General features: G+C 70.6%; 12 protein-coding genes and 2 riboswitches. Of the genes, 7 read left to right on the top strand and 5 right to left on the bottom strand.

Annotation, left to right across the window (positions count from 1 at the left end; translation table 11 throughout):
• Positions 1-234: 234 nt before the first annotated feature.
• Positions 235-957, bottom strand: a complete 723-nt coding sequence (locus OG246_RS40750; RefSeq protein WP_266475053.1) for an FAD binding domain-containing protein — start codon at positions 955-957, stop codon at positions 235-237.
• A 332-nt stretch (positions 958-1,289) separates the two neighbouring features.
• Positions 1,290-1,373: riboswitch (cobalamin riboswitch) on the top strand.
• 60 nt (positions 1,374-1,433) lie between these two features.
• Here OG246_RS40750 and OG246_RS40745 point away from each other — a divergent pair.
• Both OG246_RS40745 and OG246_RS40740 read left to right on the top strand, forming a co-directional pair.
• Complete coding sequence (locus tag OG246_RS40745) at positions 1,434-1,652, top strand: CbtB-domain containing protein (protein WP_266474345.1); 219 nt, start codon at positions 1,434-1,436, stop codon at positions 1,650-1,652.
• A gap of 19 nt (positions 1,653-1,671) precedes the next feature.
• On the top strand, positions 1,672-2,430 hold the full coding sequence (locus tag OG246_RS40740; protein WP_266474343.1) for a CbtA family protein: 759 nt from the start codon (positions 1,672-1,674) through the stop codon (positions 2,428-2,430).
• Between the two features lie 121 nt (positions 2,431-2,551).
• Here the strand turns inward: OG246_RS40740 and metE are convergent, their stop codons facing one another.
• From metE to OG246_RS40720, 4 genes are all read right to left on the bottom strand, one after another.
• Positions 2,552-4,870, bottom strand: a complete 2,319-nt coding sequence (gene metE / locus OG246_RS40735) for a 5-methyltetrahydropteroyltriglutamate--homocysteine S-methyltransferase (protein ID WP_266474342.1) — start codon at positions 4,868-4,870, stop codon at positions 2,552-2,554.
• A 154-nt stretch (positions 4,871-5,024) separates the two neighbouring features.
• Positions 5,025-5,214, bottom strand: a riboswitch (cobalamin riboswitch).
• 91 nt (positions 5,215-5,305) lie between these two features.
• Positions 5,306-6,298 carry a methylmalonyl Co-A mutase-associated GTPase MeaB gene (meaB, locus tag OG246_RS40730; protein WP_266474341.1) on the bottom strand — a complete coding sequence of 331 codons (993 nt, stop codon included), beginning with the start codon at positions 6,296-6,298 and terminating at the stop codon, positions 5,306-5,308.
• Complete coding sequence (scpA, locus tag OG246_RS40725) at positions 6,295-8,457, bottom strand: methylmalonyl-CoA mutase (protein ID WP_266474339.1); 2,163 nt, start codon at positions 8,455-8,457, stop codon at positions 6,295-6,297. The genes meaB and scpA overlap by 4 nt, the downstream gene beginning before the upstream one ends.
• Entirely contained in the window at positions 8,457-10,262 is a 1,806-nt protein-coding gene (locus OG246_RS40720) for a methylmalonyl-CoA mutase family protein (protein ID WP_266474338.1), read from the bottom strand. Before OG246_RS40720 ends, scpA begins: the two co-directional genes overlap by 1 nt.
• A 432-nt stretch (positions 10,263-10,694) precedes the next feature.
• Here OG246_RS40720 and OG246_RS40715 point away from each other — a divergent pair, with 432 nt between their 5' ends.
• The 5 genes from OG246_RS40715 to OG246_RS40695 all read left to right on the top strand — a co-directional run bounded on the left by OG246_RS40715 (position 10,695) and on the right by OG246_RS40695 (position 19,987).
• Positions 10,695-12,188 carry a diaminobutyrate--2-oxoglutarate transaminase family protein gene (locus tag OG246_RS40715; protein WP_266475052.1) on the top strand — a complete coding sequence of 498 codons (1,494 nt, stop codon included), beginning with the start codon at positions 10,695-10,697 and terminating at the stop codon, positions 12,186-12,188.
• Positions 12,189-12,810: 622 nt separating this feature from the next.
• Positions 12,811-14,739, top strand: a complete 1,929-nt coding sequence (locus tag OG246_RS40710; RefSeq protein WP_266475050.1) for an IucA/IucC family siderophore biosynthesis protein — start codon at positions 12,811-12,813, stop codon at positions 14,737-14,739.
• A gap of 39 nt (positions 14,740-14,778) precedes the next feature.
• The gene (locus OG246_RS40705; protein ID WP_266474336.1) at positions 14,779-15,576 is read left to right on the top strand and encodes a GNAT family N-acetyltransferase; all 798 of its coding nucleotides are present in this window, start codon (positions 14,779-14,781) and stop codon (positions 15,574-15,576) included.
• A 336-nt stretch (positions 15,577-15,912) separates the two neighbouring features.
• Positions 15,913-17,922 carry an IucA/IucC family siderophore biosynthesis protein gene (locus tag OG246_RS40700; protein WP_266475048.1) on the top strand — a complete coding sequence of 670 codons (2,010 nt, stop codon included), beginning with the start codon at positions 15,913-15,915 and terminating at the stop codon, positions 17,920-17,922.
• A gap of 88 nt (positions 17,923-18,010) precedes the next feature.
• A complete protein-coding gene (locus OG246_RS40695; protein ID WP_266474335.1) occupies positions 18,011-19,987 on the top strand; it encodes an ATP-dependent DNA helicase in 1,977 nt (658 codons plus the stop codon).
• The last annotated feature ends 267 nt before the right edge of the window (positions 19,988-20,254 follow it).

The following is a 20,254-nucleotide window of genomic DNA, read 5'->3' as shown; positions in this document are numbered from 1 at the left end:
TAACTCCCCCTGGAGGTATGAGAACTGTGCGCTGCGGAGACCTCGAGCGCCGACCGGCTTCGGTCGTCCGCTGTCACCCGAACGGCATCACAGACTATGCGGTCGCTGTGGGGGACATCCGATGGAACGGCAACGGTTCCGCAACAGGCTCTCTGAGCTGGCAATCATCCGGGCCGGCGGTCGCCGTCGATGTCAACGACCGATGTCAGGAGCCCGCGTTGACAGCGGGGGACCTCAACTGTCGGCGGGGCGGGGCACCAGGTCGGTGACCTGTTGGCGGACCGCTTCCCAAGCCGTGGGGTGAAGCGCGCCGATGACCGTACGGCGCAGGGCGTCGAGTATCTCCTCCGGGTCGGCGTCACCCTCGGTGCTCTCGGTGAGCACCTCGTATCCGTCGCGGACGGCGACACGAAGACGGGTCCCTCCGTCGTCGGCGGCGTGCAGAGCCGCGGCGACGACGAGAGGCGGCGGCCCACCCGCTTCACCGGCCGGCTTGTGATAGCTGCTGGCGATCGGCTCGCGCCAGCGGAGACTGAGCAACAGGTGGCTCTTGGCCAGGACTTCGGCCAGGTCGGTCTCGTAGACGCTGTCCGCTTCCAGGACCACTGCACGGGCGTCCAGGACGAGTGCCGCGGGCAGCAGACAGCGCAGCGTGCTGCCGACGAGGTTGCCGCCGACCGTGGCCGTCCGGCGTACGGCTCCGGTCCCCACGGTGGAGGCCGCCCGATACAGCACCTCCGGCACGCGGCCGTCGATCCGGTTCATCACCACGGCCGAGCCCAGCGCCTCACGCCCGATCACGTTGGCCTCCGGAAGCTCCCGCAGCGACATCGCCTGCTCGGGGAAGCCGTCCTGTTGCCAGGTGGCCCACACCAGCGTCGCCCCTCCTATCGGGACCGCTCCCTCGGCCATGCACTCCTGGGCTTCGGACACGGACGTGGGCAGACGCAACAGCACGGCAGCCGACCTGCTTTCCTGGACGAGTTGGCGGTGGGGGTACGAGATCTCAGCCACAACTGACCGCTGACATGGCGCATTTTCTCCCAGGTACGCGGGGGCGCGTACAGGGCTCATTCCTTCCACCTGTGCGCCCCTAACATTCGGGCGCGAAATGTCGAGCTTCCCGGCGCGATGCGCAACCTGCCTTGCGGACGGCCGAGTTCGGCCGGGAGGCCGGGTGGAGCCGGTCGGTGCCGCTGCCCCGGGAGACGAAGATCACTGCAGAGGCGCGGTCTTGGCCATGAACCCGACACGCGGTACGGTCTGGGGGATATCGACGACGGTTTGGCGGAAGCCGGTGGAAATCCGGCACGGTCGCGCCACTGTGAACGAAACGGACCGCCTGTACCGGCGGAGCGTCTCGCAAGTCAGACCCGCACCTGTCGTCCTTCGCACCACCGATATGGGACGCGAACTCCCGAGGAGGTCCTGCCATGGCGCAGACCGTCGCACCGCCGACAGCCACTCCCGCCCTTCCCGCCAAGCTGCCGATCGGCGCGATCGCCCCCTGGGCGGTCTTCTTCGGCGTCCTGATGCTTGTGCTGCTGTACTTCGTCGGCGCCGAGCAGGGCGCCACCTCCGTCGTCTCCGGCGAGGCCGTCCACGAGTGGGTCCACGACGGCCGCCACCTGCTCGGTTTCCCCTGCCACTGACGAGGGACACCGCGCACCCATGAACTCCGCAACCGTCAGAAACCTCCTCGTGCGGGGCATGCTCGCCGGCCTGGGCGCCGGCGTGCTCGCCCTTCTCGTGGCCTACCTCCTGGGCGAGCCCAGCGTCGACGACGCCATCGGCTTCGAAGAAGCCCACGCCTCGGGGCACGAGCACGAGGTCGAGATCGTCAGCCGCAGCCTCCAGTCCACCGGCGGCCTCGCCACCGGCGTCCTGATCTACGGCGTCGCCTTCGGCGGCATCGCCGCCCTCGCCTACTGCTTCGCCCTCGGCCGCGTCGGCCGCTTCACTCCGCGCGCCACGGCCCTGCTGCTCTCCGGTACGGCCCTGCTCGCTGTGTACGTCGTGCCGTTCCTGAAGTACCCGGCCAACCCGCCGTCCGTCGGCGACCCCGACACCATTGGGAAGCGCACGACCCTGTACTTCCTGATGATGGTGCTCAGCGTGCTCCTCGCGGTCGCCGCCGTGATCGTCGGCAAGCGGCTCGCACCCAGGTGGGGCACGTGGTACGCCACCGTCGCGGCGGTCGCCTTCTTCGTCCTGGCGACCGGTCTCGCGTTTGCGTTCCTGCCGGCCGTCAACGAGGTCCCGCAGGATTTCCCGGCCACCCTGTTGTGGCGGTTCCGCACCTCGGCCCTCGCCATCCAGCTCACTCTGTGGACCGGATTCGGCCTGATCTTCGGAGAGTTGGCGCATCGGCTGCTGACTCCGCGAGCGGCAGAGGCCGGCCCCGCGCAGGCAACTCCCGTATCGCATTGAGCCGGGGGCTTCCGGCCTCCGGTGGCTCGGGTTCGACCGCAGTCGTGCGTCAGCGCGGAGGACGTACGACCGGGAACGGCCGAGAGGGAGTCGGGCTTGCCCTCTCGGCCGTCCGGTCGGATCAGGATCCGGCGAGTTCCGTGCGGATCGTTCGGGCCGCCGCGACCAGGTTCTCCAGGGACGCGCGGGTCTCGGGCCAGCCGCGGGTCTTCAGGCCGCAGTCGGGGTTGACCCACAGCCGTTCGGCGGGGATGGCCTCAAGTCCCTTGCGCAGCAGGGCCGCCGCCTCGTCGGTGCTCGGCACGCGGGGGGAGTGGATGTCGTACACGCCGGGCCCCGCCTCGCGCGGATAGCCGTGCTCGGCCAGTTCGCGGGCGACCTGCATGTGGGAGCGGGCGGCCTCCAGGCTGATGACGTCGGCGTCGAGATCGTCGATGGCCTGGACGATGTCGCCGAACTCGGCGTAGCACATGTGGGTGTGGATCTGGGTCTCCGGGCGTACGCCGCCGGCGGTGAGCCGGAACGCCTCGGTGGCCCAGGCCAGATAGGCGGGACGGTCCACGGCACGCAGCGGCAGCGTCTCGCGCAGGGCGGGTTCGTCGACCTGGATGACCGAAGTACCCGCCGCTTCCAGCTCGTTGACCTCGTCGCGCAGGGCGAGGGCGACCTGGCGGGCGGTGTCGCCGAGCGGCTGGTCGTCGCGGACGAAGGACCAGGCGAGCATGGTGACAGGGCCGGTGAGCATGCCCTTGACCGGGCGGTCGGTGAGGGACTGGGCGTACGTCGTCCAGCGCACGGTCATCGGCTCGGGGCGGGAGATGTCGCCGGCCAGGATCGGTGGGCGGACGTAGCGGGTGCCGTACGACTGGACCCAGCCGTGCTGGGTGGCGAGGTAGCCGGTGAGCTGTTCGGCGAAGTACTGGACCATGTCGTTGCGTTCGGGCTCACCGTGCACCAGGACGTCGAGACCGGTCTTCTCCTGGAAGGAGATCACCTCGCCGATCTCGGCCCTGATGCGCTCCTCGTACCCGGCGCCGTCGATCCGCCCCGCGCGCAAGTCGGCCCGCGCGACGCGCAGTTCGGCGGTCTGCGGGAAGGAGCCGATGGTGGTGGTCGGCAGCAGCGGCAGACCGAGGTGGGCGCGCTGGGCGGCGGCCCGCTCGGAGTACGGCTGGGAGCGGCGGGCGTCGGCGTCCGTGACGGCGGAGGTACGGGCCCGTACCGCGGGGTCGCGCGTGAGCGCCGAGCCGGCGCGGGAGGCCAGGTCGGCCCGGTTGGCGGCCAGTTCCGCGCCGATGGCTCCGGTCCCACGGGTGAGGCCCTTGGCGAGGGTGACGATCTCGGCGGTCTTCTGGCGGGCGAAGGCGAGCCAGCGCAGGATCTGCGGCTCGATGTCACGTTCGGCGGCGGCGTCGAGCGGGACGTGGAGCAGTGAGCAGGAGGCGGCCACGTCGACCCGGTCGGCGAGGCCGAGCAGAGTGCCGAGCGTGGCGAGGGACGCCGACAGGTCGTTCACCCAGATGTTGCGGCCGTTGACCACGCCCGCGACCAGCCGCTTGCCGGGCAGTCCGCCCACTGCGGCCAGGGCGTCCAGATTGGCGGCGGCGGCCTCGGTGAAATCCAGGGCGAGACCGTCGACAGGAGCCTTGGCCAGCACCGGCAGCGCGGCTCCGAGCCGGCCGAAGTACGAGGCGACGAGCAGCTTCGGGCGGTCGTCGAGCCCTCCCAGGTCACGGTAGGCACGGTCGGCCGCGTTCAGCTCGGCGGGCGTGCGGTCCTGGACTAGGGCCGGTTCGTCGAGCTGCACCCACTCGGCGCCCGCGGCACGCAGGTCCCCGAGGACCTCGGCGTACACGGGCAGCAGCCGGTCGAGCAGGGTCAGCGGGTCGAAGTCCGGGGCCACGCCGGGCGCGGGCTTGGCGAGCAGGAGGTAGGTGATGGGGCCGACGAGGACCGGGCGGGCGGTGAGGCCGAGTGCGAGAGCCTCCCCGAACTCGGTGACCTGCTTGGTGGAGTCGGTGGTGAAGACGGTGTCCGGGCCCAACTCCGGCACGAGGTAGTGGTAGTTGGTGTCGAACCACTTCGTCATCTCCAGCGGCGCCACGTCCTGCGTACCGCGCGCCATCGCGAAGTACCCGTCCAGCGCATCGAGTTCGACGGCGCCGCGGTGGCGCTCGGGGATCGCGCCGACCATGACGCTGGTGTCCAGGACATGGTCGTAGTACGAGAAGTCGCCGGTCGGCACTTCGTGGACACCGGCCTCGGCCAGCTGCCGCCAGTTGGTACGGCGCAGTTCGGCGGCGGTGGCCCGGAGGGCGTCGGCGTCGACGCGGCCCTTCCAGTACCCCTCGACGGCCTTCTTCAGTTCCCGGCCCTGACCCTGACGGGGATAGCCGTACACGGTTGCCTGTGCTGCCGCGGTTGCGGACTTCGCTGTCACGGAACTCTCCTTCGCGAGATGTCTCCCTGAGATCCCGGGACGGGACGAGAGCGCGAAGGAACGCCAGACCGGGGTTTGTGCCCGCCGGTATGTACGCCGACCCGCCCACGAGGTCACCGGGATTCCGCGCACGAATGCTTCGCGTGCGGGCAGTTGGCAGGTCTTCGGACTCGTGGGCACGTCCTCCATTGCACGGAGGACACCTACTGGCCGTCGCTTCCCAGGCCCTGTTCCGGACCCAGTGCGTATGACGGCGGTTGTTCCCACTTACCGCTGCGGGGCAGTCCCGGAATTTCACCGGGTTCCCTCTTGCGACGCGTCCGTCTGGCTGACGGGGCGAACCAGCTGCGCCGGCCAGCCTACGGGGTGGGGGTTGGATGCGTCGATTTTCGTCTGCGGCCCGGTGGGGGCTGGTCGCGCAGTTCCCCGCGCCCCTTAGGGCAAGTCGGTTGGCCGGGATTCGAATGCTCGCAGGATTTCCTCTGCCGCCAGGGTTGCTGTCAACTCGCCCTCGCGTACCTGGCGTTCGAGGTCGGGAGCCAGCGCACGTACGGCCGGATCTGAGTGCAGGCGGCCGAGGAGTTCGTCGCGGACCATCGTCCAGGTCCAGTCCACCTGTTGGTTGCGGCGCTTGGTGGCTAGGCGGCCGGTGGAGTCCAACAGCGACCGGTGTTGTTCCAGGCGTTCCCAGACCGTGTCCAGGCCCGTTCCCTCGCGGGCGCTGCAGCTCAGCACCGGTGGGGTCCAGGCGGCGTCGACGGGGTGCATCAGCCGCAGCGCGCCCGCCAACTCCCTTGCCGCGCCCCGGGCGTCGCGCTCGTGCGGGCCGTCCGCCTTGTTGACGGCGATGACGTCCGCGAGTTCCAGGACGCCCTTCTTGATGCCCTGCAACTGGTCGCCGGTGCGGGCGAGGGTCAGGAGGAGGAAGGAGTCGACCATGTTGGCGACGGCGGTCTCGGACTGGCCGACACCGACCGTCTCCACGAGTACGACGTCGTAGCCCGCCGCCTCCATCACCACGATCGACTCCCGGGTCGCCTTCGCCACCCCGCCGAGCGTGCCGGCGGTGGGGGAGGGCCGTACGAACGCCGCCGGGTCGACGGCCAGCCGCTCCATGCGCGTCTTGTCGCCGAGGATCGACCCGCCCGTCCGGCTCGACGACGGATCGACCGCGAGCACCGCGACCCGGAACCCGAGCGAGGTGAGCAGCGTGCCGAACGCGTCGATGAACGTCGACTTGCCCACGCCCGGCACACCGCTGATGCCGATCCGTCGCGCTTTCCCGCTGTGCGGCAGCAGCTCGGTCAGCAACTCCTGTGCCATGACCCGGTGTTGGGGCTTCGTCGATTCGACGAGCGTGATGGCGCGGGCCACCAGCGCCCGCTTCCCGTCGAGTACGCCCTTCACATAGGTGTCGACATCGATCACGGGGTGTGCCCGAGGTCGGTGGCCAGGCGCTGCACCAGGTCGTACGCCGCGTCCGGGATCACCGTCCCGGGCGGGAAGACGGCAGCCGCGCCCATCTCCAGGAGCGTGGGCACGTCCTGCGGCGGGATCACCCCGCCGACCACGACCATGATGTCCTCGCGGCCCTCCTCGGCGAGCTGCTCCCGCAACGCCGGTACGAGGGTGAGGTGTCCGGCGGCCAGCGAGGACACCCCGACGATGTGCACGTCCGCCTCGACGGCCTGGCGGGCCACCTCGCCCGGGGTCTGGAACAGCGGGCCGACGTCTACGTCGAAGCCGAGGTCCGCGAAGGCGGTGGCGATCACTTTCTGGCCACGGTCGTGGCCGTCCTGGCCCATCTTGGCGACCAGGATGCGGGGGCGGCGGCCCTCGGCCTCCTCGAAGGAGCCCACGAGGGTCCGGGTGCGCTCGACGTTCGGGGAATCGCCGGCTTCGTTGCGGTACACACCGGAGATCGTACGGATCTGGCTCGAGTGCCGTCCGTACACCTTCTCCAGGGCGTCGGAGATCTCGCCGACGGTGGCCTTGGCACGGGCCGCGTTCACGGCCAGCTCCAACAGGTTGCCGGTGCCCCCGGCGGCGCGGGTCAGGGCGTCCAGCGAGTCCTGGCACGCCCGCTCGTCGCGCTCCGCGCGCAGCCGTCGCAGCTTCTCGATCTGCTGCGTGCGTACGGAGGAGTTGTCGACCGTGAGGACGTCGATCTGCTCGTCGGTCTCGACGCGGTACTTGTTCACGCCGATGACCGGCTGGCGCCCGGAGTCGATCCGGGCCTGGGTGCGGGCCGCGGCTTCCTCGATGCGCAACTTGGGGATGCCCGCGTCGATGGCCTTGGCCATGCCGCCCGCCGCCTCGACCTCCTCGATGTGCTGCCAGGCCCGGCGCGCGAGGTCGTACGTCAGCTTCTCGACGTACGCGCTGCCGCCCCACGGGTCGATCGACCGGGTCGTGCCCGACTCCTGCTGGATCAGCAGCTGCGTGTTGCGGGCGATGCGTGCCGAGAAGTCGGTGGGCAGGGCGAGCGCCTCGTCGAGGGCGTTGGTGTGCAGCGACTGGGTGTGGCCCTGGGTCGCCGCCATCGCCTCCACGCACGTACGGGTCACGTTGTTGAACACGTCCTGCGCGGTCAGCGACCAGCCCGAGGTCTGTGAATGGGTGCGCAGGGAAAGGGACTTGGCGTTCTGCGGGTCGAACTGCCTGACCAGCTTGGCCCAGAGCAGGCGCGCCGCCCGCATCTTGGCGATCTCCATGAAGAAGTTCATGCCGATCGCCCAGAAGAAGGACAGCCGGGGCGCGAACGCGTCCACGTCCATCCCCGCCGCCCGCCCTGCCCGGATGTACTCCACCCCGTCGGCGAGCGTGTACGCCAGCTCCAAGTCGGCCGTCGCGCCCGCCTCTTGGATGTGGTAGCCCGAGATGGAGATGGAGTTGTAGCGCGGCATCCGCTGCGAGGTGAAGGCGAAGATGTCGGAGATGATCCGCATCGACGGCTTCGGCGGATAGATGTACGTGTTGCGGACCATGAACTCTTTGAGGATGTCGTTCTGGATGGTCCCGGCCAACTTCTCGGGCGGTACGCCCTGTTCCTCGGCAGCGACGATGTAGAGCGCGAGTACGGGCAGTACCGCACCGTTCATCGTCATCGACACGGTCATCTTGTCCAGCGGGATGCCGTCGAAGAGCTGCCGCATGTCGTAGATCGAGTCGATCGCCACGCCCGCCATGCCGACGTCACCGGTCACCCGCGGGTGGTCGCTGTCGTAACCCCGGTGGGTGGGCAGGTCGAAGGCGACGGACAGGCCCTTCTGACCGGCCGCGAGGTTGCGCCGGTAGAAGGCGTTGGACTCCTCGGCGGTGGAGAAGCCCGCGTACTGGCGGATGGTCCAGGGCTGGTTGACGTACATCGTCGGGTACGGGCCGCGCAGATACGGGGCGATGCCCGGGTAGGTGCCCAGGAAGTCCAGACCCTCCAGGTCACGGCCGGTGTAGAGCGGTTTGACCGCGATGCCCTCCGGGGTCTCCCAGAAGGTCTCGCCCCCGTCGATCGCCTTGCGCCAGTCCTCGGCGCTGCCGTCGGCGGTGGGCGTCCCCAGCTCGATCCCGGAGAAGTCGGGGATTCCCATCAGGACACTCCCATACGGTCAAGTGCGGTGGAGAGCACGGTGACGGTGTCACAGCCCGCGAAGACATAGCCGTCGACACCGGGGTACTGCCCGGGCCGGCCGGCGAGGAACACATGCCCGGCGCCCGCCGCCCTGAGGGCCCCGGCGGTTTCCGCGGCCTGTTCCTCGTACAGCGCGTCGCTCGAGCACAGGCAGACCTCGGTGGCACCGCTGTCCTCGAACGTGCCCTCCGTGACCGGCTCGATGCCACCGGCCTGGAACAGGTTCGACGCAAAGGTGAGGCGAGCGGTGTGGGCGGCGGCGGGCCCCATGGCGGCCAGGAAGATCCGCGGCCGGGACCCGGTCGCCGCCAGGTGGGCGTCCGATCGGGCGCGCAGCGTCTCGTACGCCTCGTCGCGCCGCACCCGGGGGAGCCCGCCGGCGGGAGGAACGGGCGCTGGAACGCGCTCCACGGGGCGCTCGGCGAGGTTCGGGAACTCGCTGACGCCGGTCACGGGCTCACGCCGCTTGGCGAGCTTCGCACTCCGCGCCTCCCACGTCTTCGCCAGTTCCTGACCGAGCCGGCCCGAACGAAGGGCCTCCGCCTGGCCGCCCGCCCGCTCGATCCACTGGAAGAACTCCCAGCCCGCGTGGGCGAGTTCGTCGGTGAGCCGCTCCACGTACCAGGAGCCGCCCGCCGGGTCGATCACCCGCGCCAGGTGCGACTCCTCGACCAGGATCGTCGAGGTGTTGCGGGCGATCCGCCGGGCGAACGCGTCCGGCAGACCGATGGCGTGGTCGAAGGGCAGCACGGTGACGGCGTCGGCGCCGCCGACCCCTGCGGCCAGCGTGGCGACCGTCGTACGCAGCATGTTCACCCACGGATCCCGCCGCGCCATCATCACGGGCGAGGTCACGGCATGCTGGAGCTGCCCGACCGGGGCACCGCAGACTTCGGTCACGCGCGCCCACAGCCTGCGGGCCGCCCGCAGTTTGGCGATCGTCAGGAACTGGTCGGCGGTGGCCGCGTACCGGAACTCCAGCTGAGCGCAGGCGTGTTCGACCGACAGCCCCGCCTCGTCCAGCTGCCGCAGATAGGCGACGCCGGTCGCCAGCGAGCAGCCCAACTCCTGAGCGGCGGAGCCACCGGCCTCGTGGTACGGCAACGCGTCCACAGTCAGCGCCCGCAGCCCCGGGTACTCCTCGGCACACAACCGCGCTAGGCCGGCGACCGGCGCGAAGTCGAACGGCTCTTCCCCCGTACGGGCCTGGTGGCCCAGCGGGTCCGCCCCCAGGTTGCCGCGCGCCGCCTCCTTGGCGACACCCCGCTCCTCGTACAGCCGCAGCAACTCCCGTGCGGCGGACTCGACATCACGGCCCGCGTCGAGGACCACGGGGGCCAGGTCGAGGTAGACGCCGTCGAGGACGGGGCCGAGCGAGGACACCGGGATGCCGCCCGCACCGGTGACCAGCCAGAGCGAGGTGACGCCGTTCTCCAGGTCCGCGAGCACCGCGTCGCCGTCGACGGCCGTGTGCTGCTGGCGTACGTCCCAGCCGCCGACGGTGCTCCCCTCGGCACGGCCACCGCGGACGAAGGGGGCGAAACCGGGAAGGCCGGGATCGGGCGCGGGGTCGTGCGCGGAGTACAGGGGCCGGATACCGAGCCCGTCCTCCAGCGCGGTGGACAGAGCCTCCTCGGCTGCCGTGTCCGGAACTTCCCTGCCCGATTTGCGCAGTACGCCCGCGACTAGGTGCTGCCACTGCTCGTGCGTGGCGTCAGGGAACTCGGAGGCGAGCGAAAGCCCGTCGTCGGGCAGGACCGTCATGCTCGGATGTTAGGGCAGTCGGACAAAGGAGCAGCAGTGGGCAGGGCTGTGACCTTGCCCTCTTCCTGCCGGCCTTGATCCTCGGGCCGGGTCCGTACCCTTCCTGCGCTTCCGCCACGGCGGCACGCGAGCGTCGGAGAGCGCCGGATGCGCTGGTGCTGCCGCACCCCGCCCTGGTCCGGACCGGCAGCGGTTCCGTCACGGCAGGGATTTTCGAGTCACCCGCTTCCCCGCGCGGGCGGCGTCGTTGGTACGTACGGGGGACCTGCCGCATGCGTTCGGGACCCTCCGCCAACTCGCCTCTGGACAGCGGGAGGACCTGAAGTCGTGGCCGTGACCGAGTCTGCGGTGGTGCCGGTGGGGCGAGAGCCCGAGGAGACGCGGGAGGGGGCGCCCGGCGTTCTCGGCGGGGCCCAAGGGGCGCGTGAAGGCATGTCCTGCGCTTCCGTGGGGGCGCAAAAGAGTGCGTCCCGCGCCTCCGAGGGGGCGCGCGCGGCGCACGAAGGGATCTTGCGGCGCCAGTCCGCGCGCGAGTCCGCGGCGCGCACCTACGCACGCGCCCTGCCGATCGTCCCCGTGCGTGCGCGCGGCCTGACGATCGAGGGCGCCGACGGTCGCCGCTACCTCGACTGCCTGTCCGGCGCCGGGACCCTGGCCCTGGGACACAACCACCCCGTGGTCCTGGAGGCGATCAGGAAAGTCCTCGACTCCGGAGCCCCGCTCCACGTCCTCGACCTCGCCACACCCGTCAAGGACGCCTTCACCACCGAGCTGTTCCGCACGCTGCCGCCCGAGTTCGCCGCCCGCGCCCGGGTGCAGTTCTGCGGACCTGCCGGGACGGACGCGGTGGAAGCCGCGTTCAAACTGGTGCGCGCGGCGACCGGACGCACCGGAATACTCGCGTTCACCGGCGCCTACCACGGGATGACCGCGGGGGCGCTCGACGCATCCGGGGGCGCGACCGACGTACGTGTCGCACGCCTTCCCTATCCGCAGGACTACCGCTGCCCGTTCGGCACCGGCGGTGACCGCGGCGCCGAACTGGCGGCGCGCTGGACCGAGTCCATGCTCGACGACCCCAAGTCGGGCGTTCCGCAGCCCGCCGGGATGATCCTCGAACCCGTCCAGGGCGAGGGCGGGGTGATTCCGGCGCCCGACGCGTGGATGCGCCGGATGCGTGAGATCACCGCGTCACGGTCCATCCCCTTGATCGCGGACGAGGTCCAGACCGGCGTCGGCAGGACCGGGACCTTCTGGGCGGTCGAACACAGCGGGATCACGCCGGACGTCATGGTCCTGTCCAAGGCGATCGGCGGAAGCCTGCCACTCGCCGTCGTCGTCTACCGCGACGACCTCGACGTCTGGCAACCCGGCGCCCACGCGGGCACGTTCCGCGGCAACCAGCTCGCCATGGCCGCCGGCACGGCAACCCTCTCCTACGTCCGCGAAAACCACCTCGCCGAACGCGCGGGCACTCTGGGCGCTCGCATGCTCGCCCAACTCCGCGCACTGGCCGACGAGTTCTCCTGCATCGGAGACGTACGCGGCCGGGGACTGATGATCGGCGTCGAGCTGGTGGACCCCGAAGCGGCCCCGAACCCCGCTGCCGGCGGTTCCCGACCCGCCGCCCCCGAACTCGCGGCCGCCGTCCAACGCGAGTGCCTCCGCCGGGGCTTGATCGTGGAACTGGGCGGCCGCCACGCCAGCGTGGTGCGACTCCTCCCCCCGCTGACCATCAGCGACGAACAGGCAGCCGCAGTACTCGACCGGCTTGCGGACGCGGTGGGGGCGGTGGCGCGGGGACGCGGTGGCGGCGGGATGTGTGGTGGAGGTGGGCCCGGTGACGGAGGCGGGCCTGGCGGGGAGGACGCGTCTTGCGGTCAGGCTCGGGATCCCGGTGATGTCCGGGACGGACCCGCCGGATAGGGCGGCAGTGGCCGGGCTCTCGGGCCGTTCCGTCGTTGTGCCCGCTCGGGTGCTGGACGGCCCGGGTCGCTGGGGCGGCGGAGGGGTGGTGCAGTGACCGAGAACATCGACGACACCGATGACACCGAGGGACCGCACGGTGCTCGCGGCGTTGGAGCGCGAGGAGTGCGTCTTGGGAGTGCGCCGCACGGCGCTTGGCTCCGCCCTACGAAGCCGGGGCCCTTACGGGGGCCTGTCCTGTATGGACGCCCTGCTCCTGCCCATCCCGGCTCCCACCAGTTGCGAGCGACCACGTGGAGCAGCACCGCCCACCTCGTCGCCCAGTGGAAGTCGGTCCGTCATACCGACCCCGCACCACCGGCACCGAGTCGCCGCCCCACTCCCACCCCGCCCCCATCCGAATCCACCAGGAACGCCAAAGGCCCGACGCACCCCCGTACCGCCCCGGTTCGTCGCCGCACGAGCCCGAACGACTCCACAAGGAACTCTCTTGAACGCCACCCCCGCACCCGACGGTCGTCCCCACACCCACGAGCGAGCGGCCCATGGCACGCAGACCCCGCTCGTGCCCCGGGCCGAATCGGTCCCTCGTCAGAAGGAAGGGGCCCGGGAGTCCGAGCGGCTGCGCGGCGTCACCGCCGATCTGTTGGAGCACCCCGACCCGCATACCGCGGCCCAGGCGGCGGCCGTCGAGAACCTGCTGCGCTGCTGGGTACGGGAGAACAACCTGCCCGCCCCCGAGGACGGCACCCTCCGCATCGCCCTCCCGGCCAGCGCCACGACCCTGCTCACCCCCGTCCACTACTGGTCCCCCACCGGCTGGCACCGCTTCGGCCTCCCCTACCTCGCCGACGCTCCCGATGAGGCACCCCCCGCCGACGCGGTCACGGTCGCGGCACTGTTCGCGCGACAAGCGGTCACCGCTGCGCCGACAGCCAACACGGACGCTGCAGCCGCCACGCCCGCCGCGCCCGCCATGCCCGCCACGGCCGCGACGTTTGCCGCGGCCGCCACACCCGCCGGAACACCTCGCGGAGCCAGCGCGCCCCGCCCCGAAGCGGGGGTTTCGCACAGCCCTGCCGGTGACGGTGCCGATCTGGTCGGCCGTGTCGCCGACTCGGTTCGGCGTACCGCCGTGTTCATCAGTGACCGCAGGGAACACCTCGCCGACGAGCCCGACCTCTTCCTCACCGCCGAGCAGGCGCTCCTGCTCGGACACCCGCTGCATCCCACCCCGAAGAGCCGGGAGGGACTTTCCGAGGCCGAAGCCCAGCTGTACTCACCGGAGTTGCGCGGCTCCTTCCCGCTGCACTGGATGGCCGTGGCGCCCTCTGTGCTGGCGGCCGACTCGGCGTGGACGGAACGCGGCCGCCCCGTCACCGCGGAACAGCTCACGGCACGGCTGGCCGGCGCCGGGCTGTCGCTCCCCGACGGGTACGCCGCCCTACCAATGCACCCCTGGCAGATGAGCGAGATCCGGCACCGTCCCGAGATCGCGGCCCTGCTGGACGCGGGACTGCTCCAAGACCTCGGCCCACATGGCTCCGCCTGGCACCCCACCTCCTCGGTCCGCACTCTCTACCGCTCCGGCGCCCCCGCGATGCTGAAGCTGTCGCTGGGCGTGCGCATCACCAACTCCCGTCGTGAGAACCTCCGCAAGGAACTCCACCGTGGCGTGGAGGTCCACCGTCTGCTGCGCAGCGGCCTGTTCAAGCAGTGGCAGGCCGTCCACCCGGGCTTCGACATCGTCCGCGACCCGGCCTGGCTGGCCGTCGACGGCCCGGACGGCACTCCCTTGCCAGGGCTCGACGTGATGATCCGCCACAACCCGTTCGGCCCGACGGACGACGCCGGCTGCATCGCGGGACTGGTCTCACCCAGGCCCCACGCCCAATCCGGCACGCGGGACCAGACGCAGGGCAGGCCCTTGATGCGGTCCCGGCTCGCCGAGATCGTCACCCGTCTCGCCGGCCACACCGGCCGTCCCCGCGGTGCCGTCGCCACCGAGTGGTTCCTGCGCTACCTGGAGCAGGTCGTACGCCCCGTGCTCTGGCTGGACGGCGAGGCGGGGATCGCCCTGGAAGCGCACCAGCAGAACACGCTGCTTCTGCTGGATCCCGAGGGGTGGCCCACGGGCGGCCGCTACCGCGACAACCAGGGCTACTACTTCCGCGAGTCACGGCGCGCGGAACTCGACGCCCGGCTGCCCGGCATCGGCGAACGCAGCGACACGTTCGTCTCCGACGAGGTCACCGACGAACGCTTCGCCTACTACCTCGCGATCAACAACGTGCTCGGTCTCATCGGCGCATTCGGCTCCCAACACCTGGCCGACGAAGAGCTGTTGCTCGCAGCATTCCGCCGCTTCCTCACCGACGTGGCCACCGGGCCGGCTCGGCTGCGTACATCCCTGCCCGCCCACCTGCTCGACTCACGCGTCCTGCGCTGCAAGGCCAACCTGCTCACCCGACTGCACGGCCTCGACGAACTAGTCGGTCCCGTCGACACCCAGTCCGTCTACGTCACCATCACCAACCCCCTTCATTCCTGAGGAACATGACCCACCCCGTCTCCTGAGAGGAGCGTCGCCGTGCCTCCCGATGCGAGCACCGACGCCGGTACCGCCTCCGTCACCGAACTCGGCACCAACACAGGGCCTGGTTCGAGCCTTGGTGCCGGCGCGGACAGCGAGGACACCCTGGACCTGCGTCTGCCCGACGAGTTCATCGCGCTACTCGCCGAGGAAGCCAGGGCTCACGGCGATGCCGGCGGAGAGCGGAAAGGCACGGAGAAGACCGGCGTCGCCCCGGCCGGTGACGACCTGCTCGACCGCGTAGCCGGCTGGGGGCCGACCGAGACTCCCGCGGGCGCCTTCCATCTCGTCCCCGTACACGTGGAGCGTGATCTCCCGCTCGTCACCCGCTGGATGAACGACCCTGCCGTCGCCGCGTTCTGGGAGCTGGCGGGGCCCGAGTCCGTGGCCGAAGAGCACCTGCGTCGTCAGCTGGACGGGGACGGACGCAGCGTCCCCTGCCTCGGTGTGCTGGAGGGTACGCCGATGAGCTACTGGGAGATCTACCGCGCGGACCTGGACCTCCTGGCGCGCCACTACCCCGCCCGACCGCACGACACCGGAATCCACCTCCTCATCGGTGGTGTCGCCAACCGTGGGCGAGGCCTCGGCTCCACCCTGCTCAGAGCTGTCGCCGACCTCGTACTCGACAAGCGCCCCTCGTGCGCTCGCGTTGTCGCGGAACCCGACCTTCGCAACACCCCCTCCGTCTCCGCTTTCCTGAGCGCGGGCTTTCGGTTCTCCGCCGAGGTCGACCTGCCCGACAAGCGGGCAGCCCTGATGGTCCGAGACCGGGCCCTGCGCGATCTGTTGTAGCGCCGTCACATTTAGTACACCGCTCGTCCCGATCCGGTTCCCTGTCGAGGAGTGCTCGTGCCGAATTCATCCGCCACCCCCGCCTCCAGCGAGCCGTCCGCTCTGTATGACCCCCCTGAGCTGCGCAAAGACCGGTGGGAGCAGGCCGGCCGCCGCCTGCTCGCCAAGATGATCGGCGAGTTCGCGCACGAGGGGATCATCCAGCCGGAGCCGGAGCCGGAGCCGGAGCCGGAGCCGGAGCCGGAGCCGGAGCCGGAGCCGGAGCCGGAGCCGGAGCCGGAGCCGGAGCGATTGCTGGACTCGGCCGCGTCCCCGGACCTGGAGCGGAGCGCAACCTTGGTCCCGTATCCATCCCCAGATCGTGAGGAGTCGGGGTTCGCCCCAGCCACAGCCTCGCCCCCAGCCCCAGCCCCAGCCCCAGCCACAGCCCCAGCCCCAGCCCCAGCCACAGCCCCAGCCCCAGCCCCAGCCCCAGTCCAAGGCTCGGCTCAGGCGCGGAAGCTGATCCCAACCGCGTCCCCGGATCCGTCCCCGAACCCGTTCCCGGATCCGTCCGCGTACCCGTCCCGGAACCTGTCCGCGCACCCCGACGCATCCCCGATCCCGGACCGGACTCCCATGGATTCCGCACCCTCCGGCGCCGCTCACCCGTCCGTGACCAGCACTCCACACACCCCCCACCCCCGATACGCCCCCTACACCCTCCGCCTCGACGCCGGCGGCAGCCTCTCCTTCCGCGCCCGCCGTACCGCGTACGACAGTTGGCGCGTCGACCCCGCCTCGCTGACTCTCGCGGAAGGAGAGGAGGAGCCGCGGCCCTTCACCGACCCGCTCGGTTTCCTCATCCGTGCGCGCGGCACGCTGGGGCTGGACGGTGCGACGCTCGGCCATGTCATTCGTGAGCTGAGCACCACGCTCGCCGCGGACACGCGCCTCGACCACAACGCTCTGACGGCGACAGAATTGGCCGACCTGGGATACGCGGAACTGGAGGGCCACCAGACCGGCCACCCCTGGATCGTGCTCAACAAGGGCCGCCTCGGTTTCTCCGCGAGAGACGCCGCGGACTGGGCGCCGGAGGCTCGCAGAGCGACGGCTCTTCCGTGGATCGCGGTGCGGACCACACTCGCCAGCTACCGAGGTGTCCCGGGCCTCGACACCGCCGAGCAGCTCTACGCACGCGAGCTCGCCCCCGCCACCAGGGAGTCCTTCGACGGGTTACTCCGCGCGCGCGGGCTCACGCCGGAGTCGTACCTCTACCTGCCGGTGCACCCCTGGCAGTGGGACGACATCGTGCTGCCGCTCTTCGCGTCCGCCGTCGCCGCGGGTGCGATCGTGCCGCTGCACTCGGACGGTGATCTGCGCCTGCCCCAGCAGTCGATTCGGACGTTCCTCAACGTCTCGCGTCCCGACCGGCACACCGTGAAGCTGCCGCTTTCCGTGCTCAACACCCTGGTGTGGCGCGGCCTTCCGACGGAACGGACGCTCGCGGCCCCCGCCGTCACCGCCTGGATGCACGCCCTGCGCGACGCCGACCCGTTCCTGCGTGACACCTGCCGGGTGATCCTGCTCGGCGAGGTGGCCTCGGTGACCGTCGGACATCCTGAGTACGACGCCCTCCCCGAGGTTCCTTACCAGTACAAGGAATTGCTCGGCGCCATCTGGCGCGAGCCGGTCCCCCGTCAGCTGGCCCCCGGAGAACGCGCCCGCACCCTGGCGGCGCTTCTGTACACCGACCCGGAAGGCTGTTCCTTCACAGCTCAGCTCGTCTCCCGATCCGGACTTGCCCCCAGAGCCTGGTTGCGTCGGCTCTTCGCCGCCCTGCTGCCGCCACTGCTGCACTTCCTCTATCGGTACGGCACTGTGTTCAGCCCACATGGGGAGAACACGATCGTTGTCTTCGACGACCATGACGTACCCGTCCGGCTTGCGGTGAAGGACTTCGTGGACGACGTCAACGTGAGCGCGGACCCCCTGCCCGAGCACGCCTCCATGCCCGATGACGTACGGCAGGTGCTGCTCACCGAGCCACCCGCGTTCCTGACCCAGTTCATCCATTCCGGGCTCTTTGTGGGGGTGTTCCGCTTCCTCGCACCGCTCTGCGAGGAGCAACTGGGTGTGCCGGAGGACGAGTTCTGGTCCCTCGTTCGAGCGGAGATCATCCGCCACCAGACGCGCTTCCCAGAGCTCAAGGAGCGCTACGAGACCTTCGACCTTCTCACTCCTCGTATCGCGCGCCTGTGTCTGAACCGGAACCGCCTGCATCTGGATGGCTACCGCGACCGCCCGGAGCGCCCGCACGTCGCCGTGCACGGCACCGTCCCGAACCCCCTCCACCAGCCTTGATCACGCATACGGTGCCCGTCTTGATCGCGACCGTCGTCCCCACCTTGATCGCCCGGTTGTCAGTGGTGCCCCGTAGGGTGGCAGAGCTATGACAGAGCCCTCACTCCCCGAACTCCTGCATGCTGCCGTCACTGCCGTCGGTGGTACGGAGCGCCCTGGCCAGGTGACCATGGCCGAAAGCGTCGCGGGCGCCATCGACGACAATTCCCACCTGCTGGTCCAGGCAGGCACCGGCACCGGAAAGTCGCTCGGTTACCTGGTGCCCGCGCTCGCGCACGGGGAGCGGGTGGTCGTGGCGACCGCCACCCTGGCGCTCCAGCGGCAGCTTGTGGAGCGTGACCTTCCACGGACCGTGGAGGCGCTGCATCCGCTGCTGCGCCGCCGCCCCGAGTTCGCGATGCTCAAGGGCCGGTCGAACTATCTGTGTCTGCACCGCCTGCGCGAGGGTGTGCCCCAGGAAGAGGACGGGGGCCTCTTCGACCAGTTCGAGGCGGCCGCTCCCACCAGCAAGCTCGGCCAGGACCTGGTGCGGCTGCGGGACTGGTCGGACGAGACCGAGACCGGGGACCGGGACGACCTCACGCCCGGCGTCTCCGACCGTGCCTGGGCCCAGGTGTCCGTGTCGTCCCGGGAGTGCCTGGGCGCCAGCAAGTGCGCCTATGGAGCGGAGTGTTTCGCCGAGGCGGCCCGTGAGCGCGCCAAACTCGCCGAGGTCATCGTCACCAACCACGCGCTGCTGGCGATCGACGCCATCGAGGGCGCGCCGGTCCTCCCGATGCACGAGGTGCTGATCGTCGACGAGGCCCACGAGCTGGTCTCCAGGGTCACCGGCGTCGCGACCGGCGAGCTCACACCCGGCCAGGTCAACCGTGCCGTCCGTCGCGCCGCGAAGCTCGTCAACGAGAAGGCCGCCGACCAGCTCCAGACCGCCTCCGAGGGTTTCGAGCGGCTGATGGAGCTGGCCCTGCCCGGGCGCCTGGAGGAGATCCCGGAGGATCTCGGGTACGCGCTGATGGCGCTGCGCGACGCCGCCCGTACGGTGATCTCGGCGCTCGGCTCCACGCGCGACAAGTCCGTTCAGGACGAGGACGCGGTACGCAAGCAGGCACTCGCCTCGCTGGAGACCGTGCACGATGTGTCCGAGCGGATCACCAACGGCTCGGAGTGGGACGTCGTCTGGTACGAGCGCCACGACCGCTTCGGCGCGTCGCTGCGCGTCGCTCCCATGAACGTGTCCGGGCTCCTCAGGGAGAAGCTCTTCACGGACCGCTCCGTCGTCCTGACCTCCGCGACGCTGAAGCTCGGCGGCGACTTCAACGGAGTGGGCGCGTCCCTTGGGCTCGCCCCGGAGGGCACGGAGGGCGAAGACCTTCCGCAGTGGAAGGGCATCGACGTCGGCTCGCCCTTCGACTACCCCAGGCAGGGCATCCTCTACGTTGCCAAGCACCTGTCACGCCCTGCACGCGACGGTGACCGCGGGGACATGCTGGACGAGCTCACCGAGCTGATCCAGGCCGCCGGAGGCCGCACGCTAGGCCTGTTCTCCTCGATGCGAGCCGCCCAGCTCGCGGCTGAGGAACTGCGCTCGCGCATCCCCGAGTACCCCATCCTGCTCCAGGGCGAGGAGACGCTCGGCGAGCTGATCAAGAACTTCGCGGCCGACCCGAAGACCTGCCTCTTCGGCACGCTCTCCCTCTGGCAGGGCGTGGACGTCCCGGGCCCCAGCTGCCAACTGGTCGTCATGGACAAGATCCCCTTCCCGCGCCCTGACGACCCCTTGATGAGCGCCCGCCAGAAGGCCGTCGAGGACAAGGGAGGCAACGGTTTCATGGCCGTCGCAGCCACCCACGCGGCCCTGCTGATGGCGCAGGGCGCCGGCCGCCTCGTACGAGCGTCGGGGGACCGCGGCGTCGTCGCCGTACTGGACCAGCGCCTGGCCACGGCTCGCTACGGCAGCTATCTGAAGGCGTCACTGCCCGAGTTCTGGTACACGACGGACCGTAACCAGGTACGGAGGTCCCTGGCCGCGATCGACGAGGCCGCGCGGAAGACGGAAGGCGCGTAGCGCCCCCGGGCGGGGTGGTTCGCGCCTCTGCCCGGGGGCGTGGCCGCCGTGGGCGCTTCCGCAGGCCCATGCCGATGCCGCCCGACGCAGCCTGGGCCGGCGCATGTCATACCACGCGAGCGGAGTCGGCGAGCCCCGGGAGCCCTGGCCCAGCTCTCTACCGAGGCAGGAGTTCGGACAACCCCGGGCCCTGCGGCGCCACTGATCATCGGACGCCGTGCTCCACGAGGCGCAGTGCCTCACGAGGCGCCGTGCCTCAGGGTCCTG

Source organism: Streptomyces sp. NBC_00620, from assembly GCF_026341825.1.
Lineage (GTDB): Bacteria > Actinomycetota > Actinomycetes > Streptomycetales > Streptomycetaceae > Streptomyces.
This window is presented reverse-complemented; position numbering and strand designations above follow the sequence as displayed.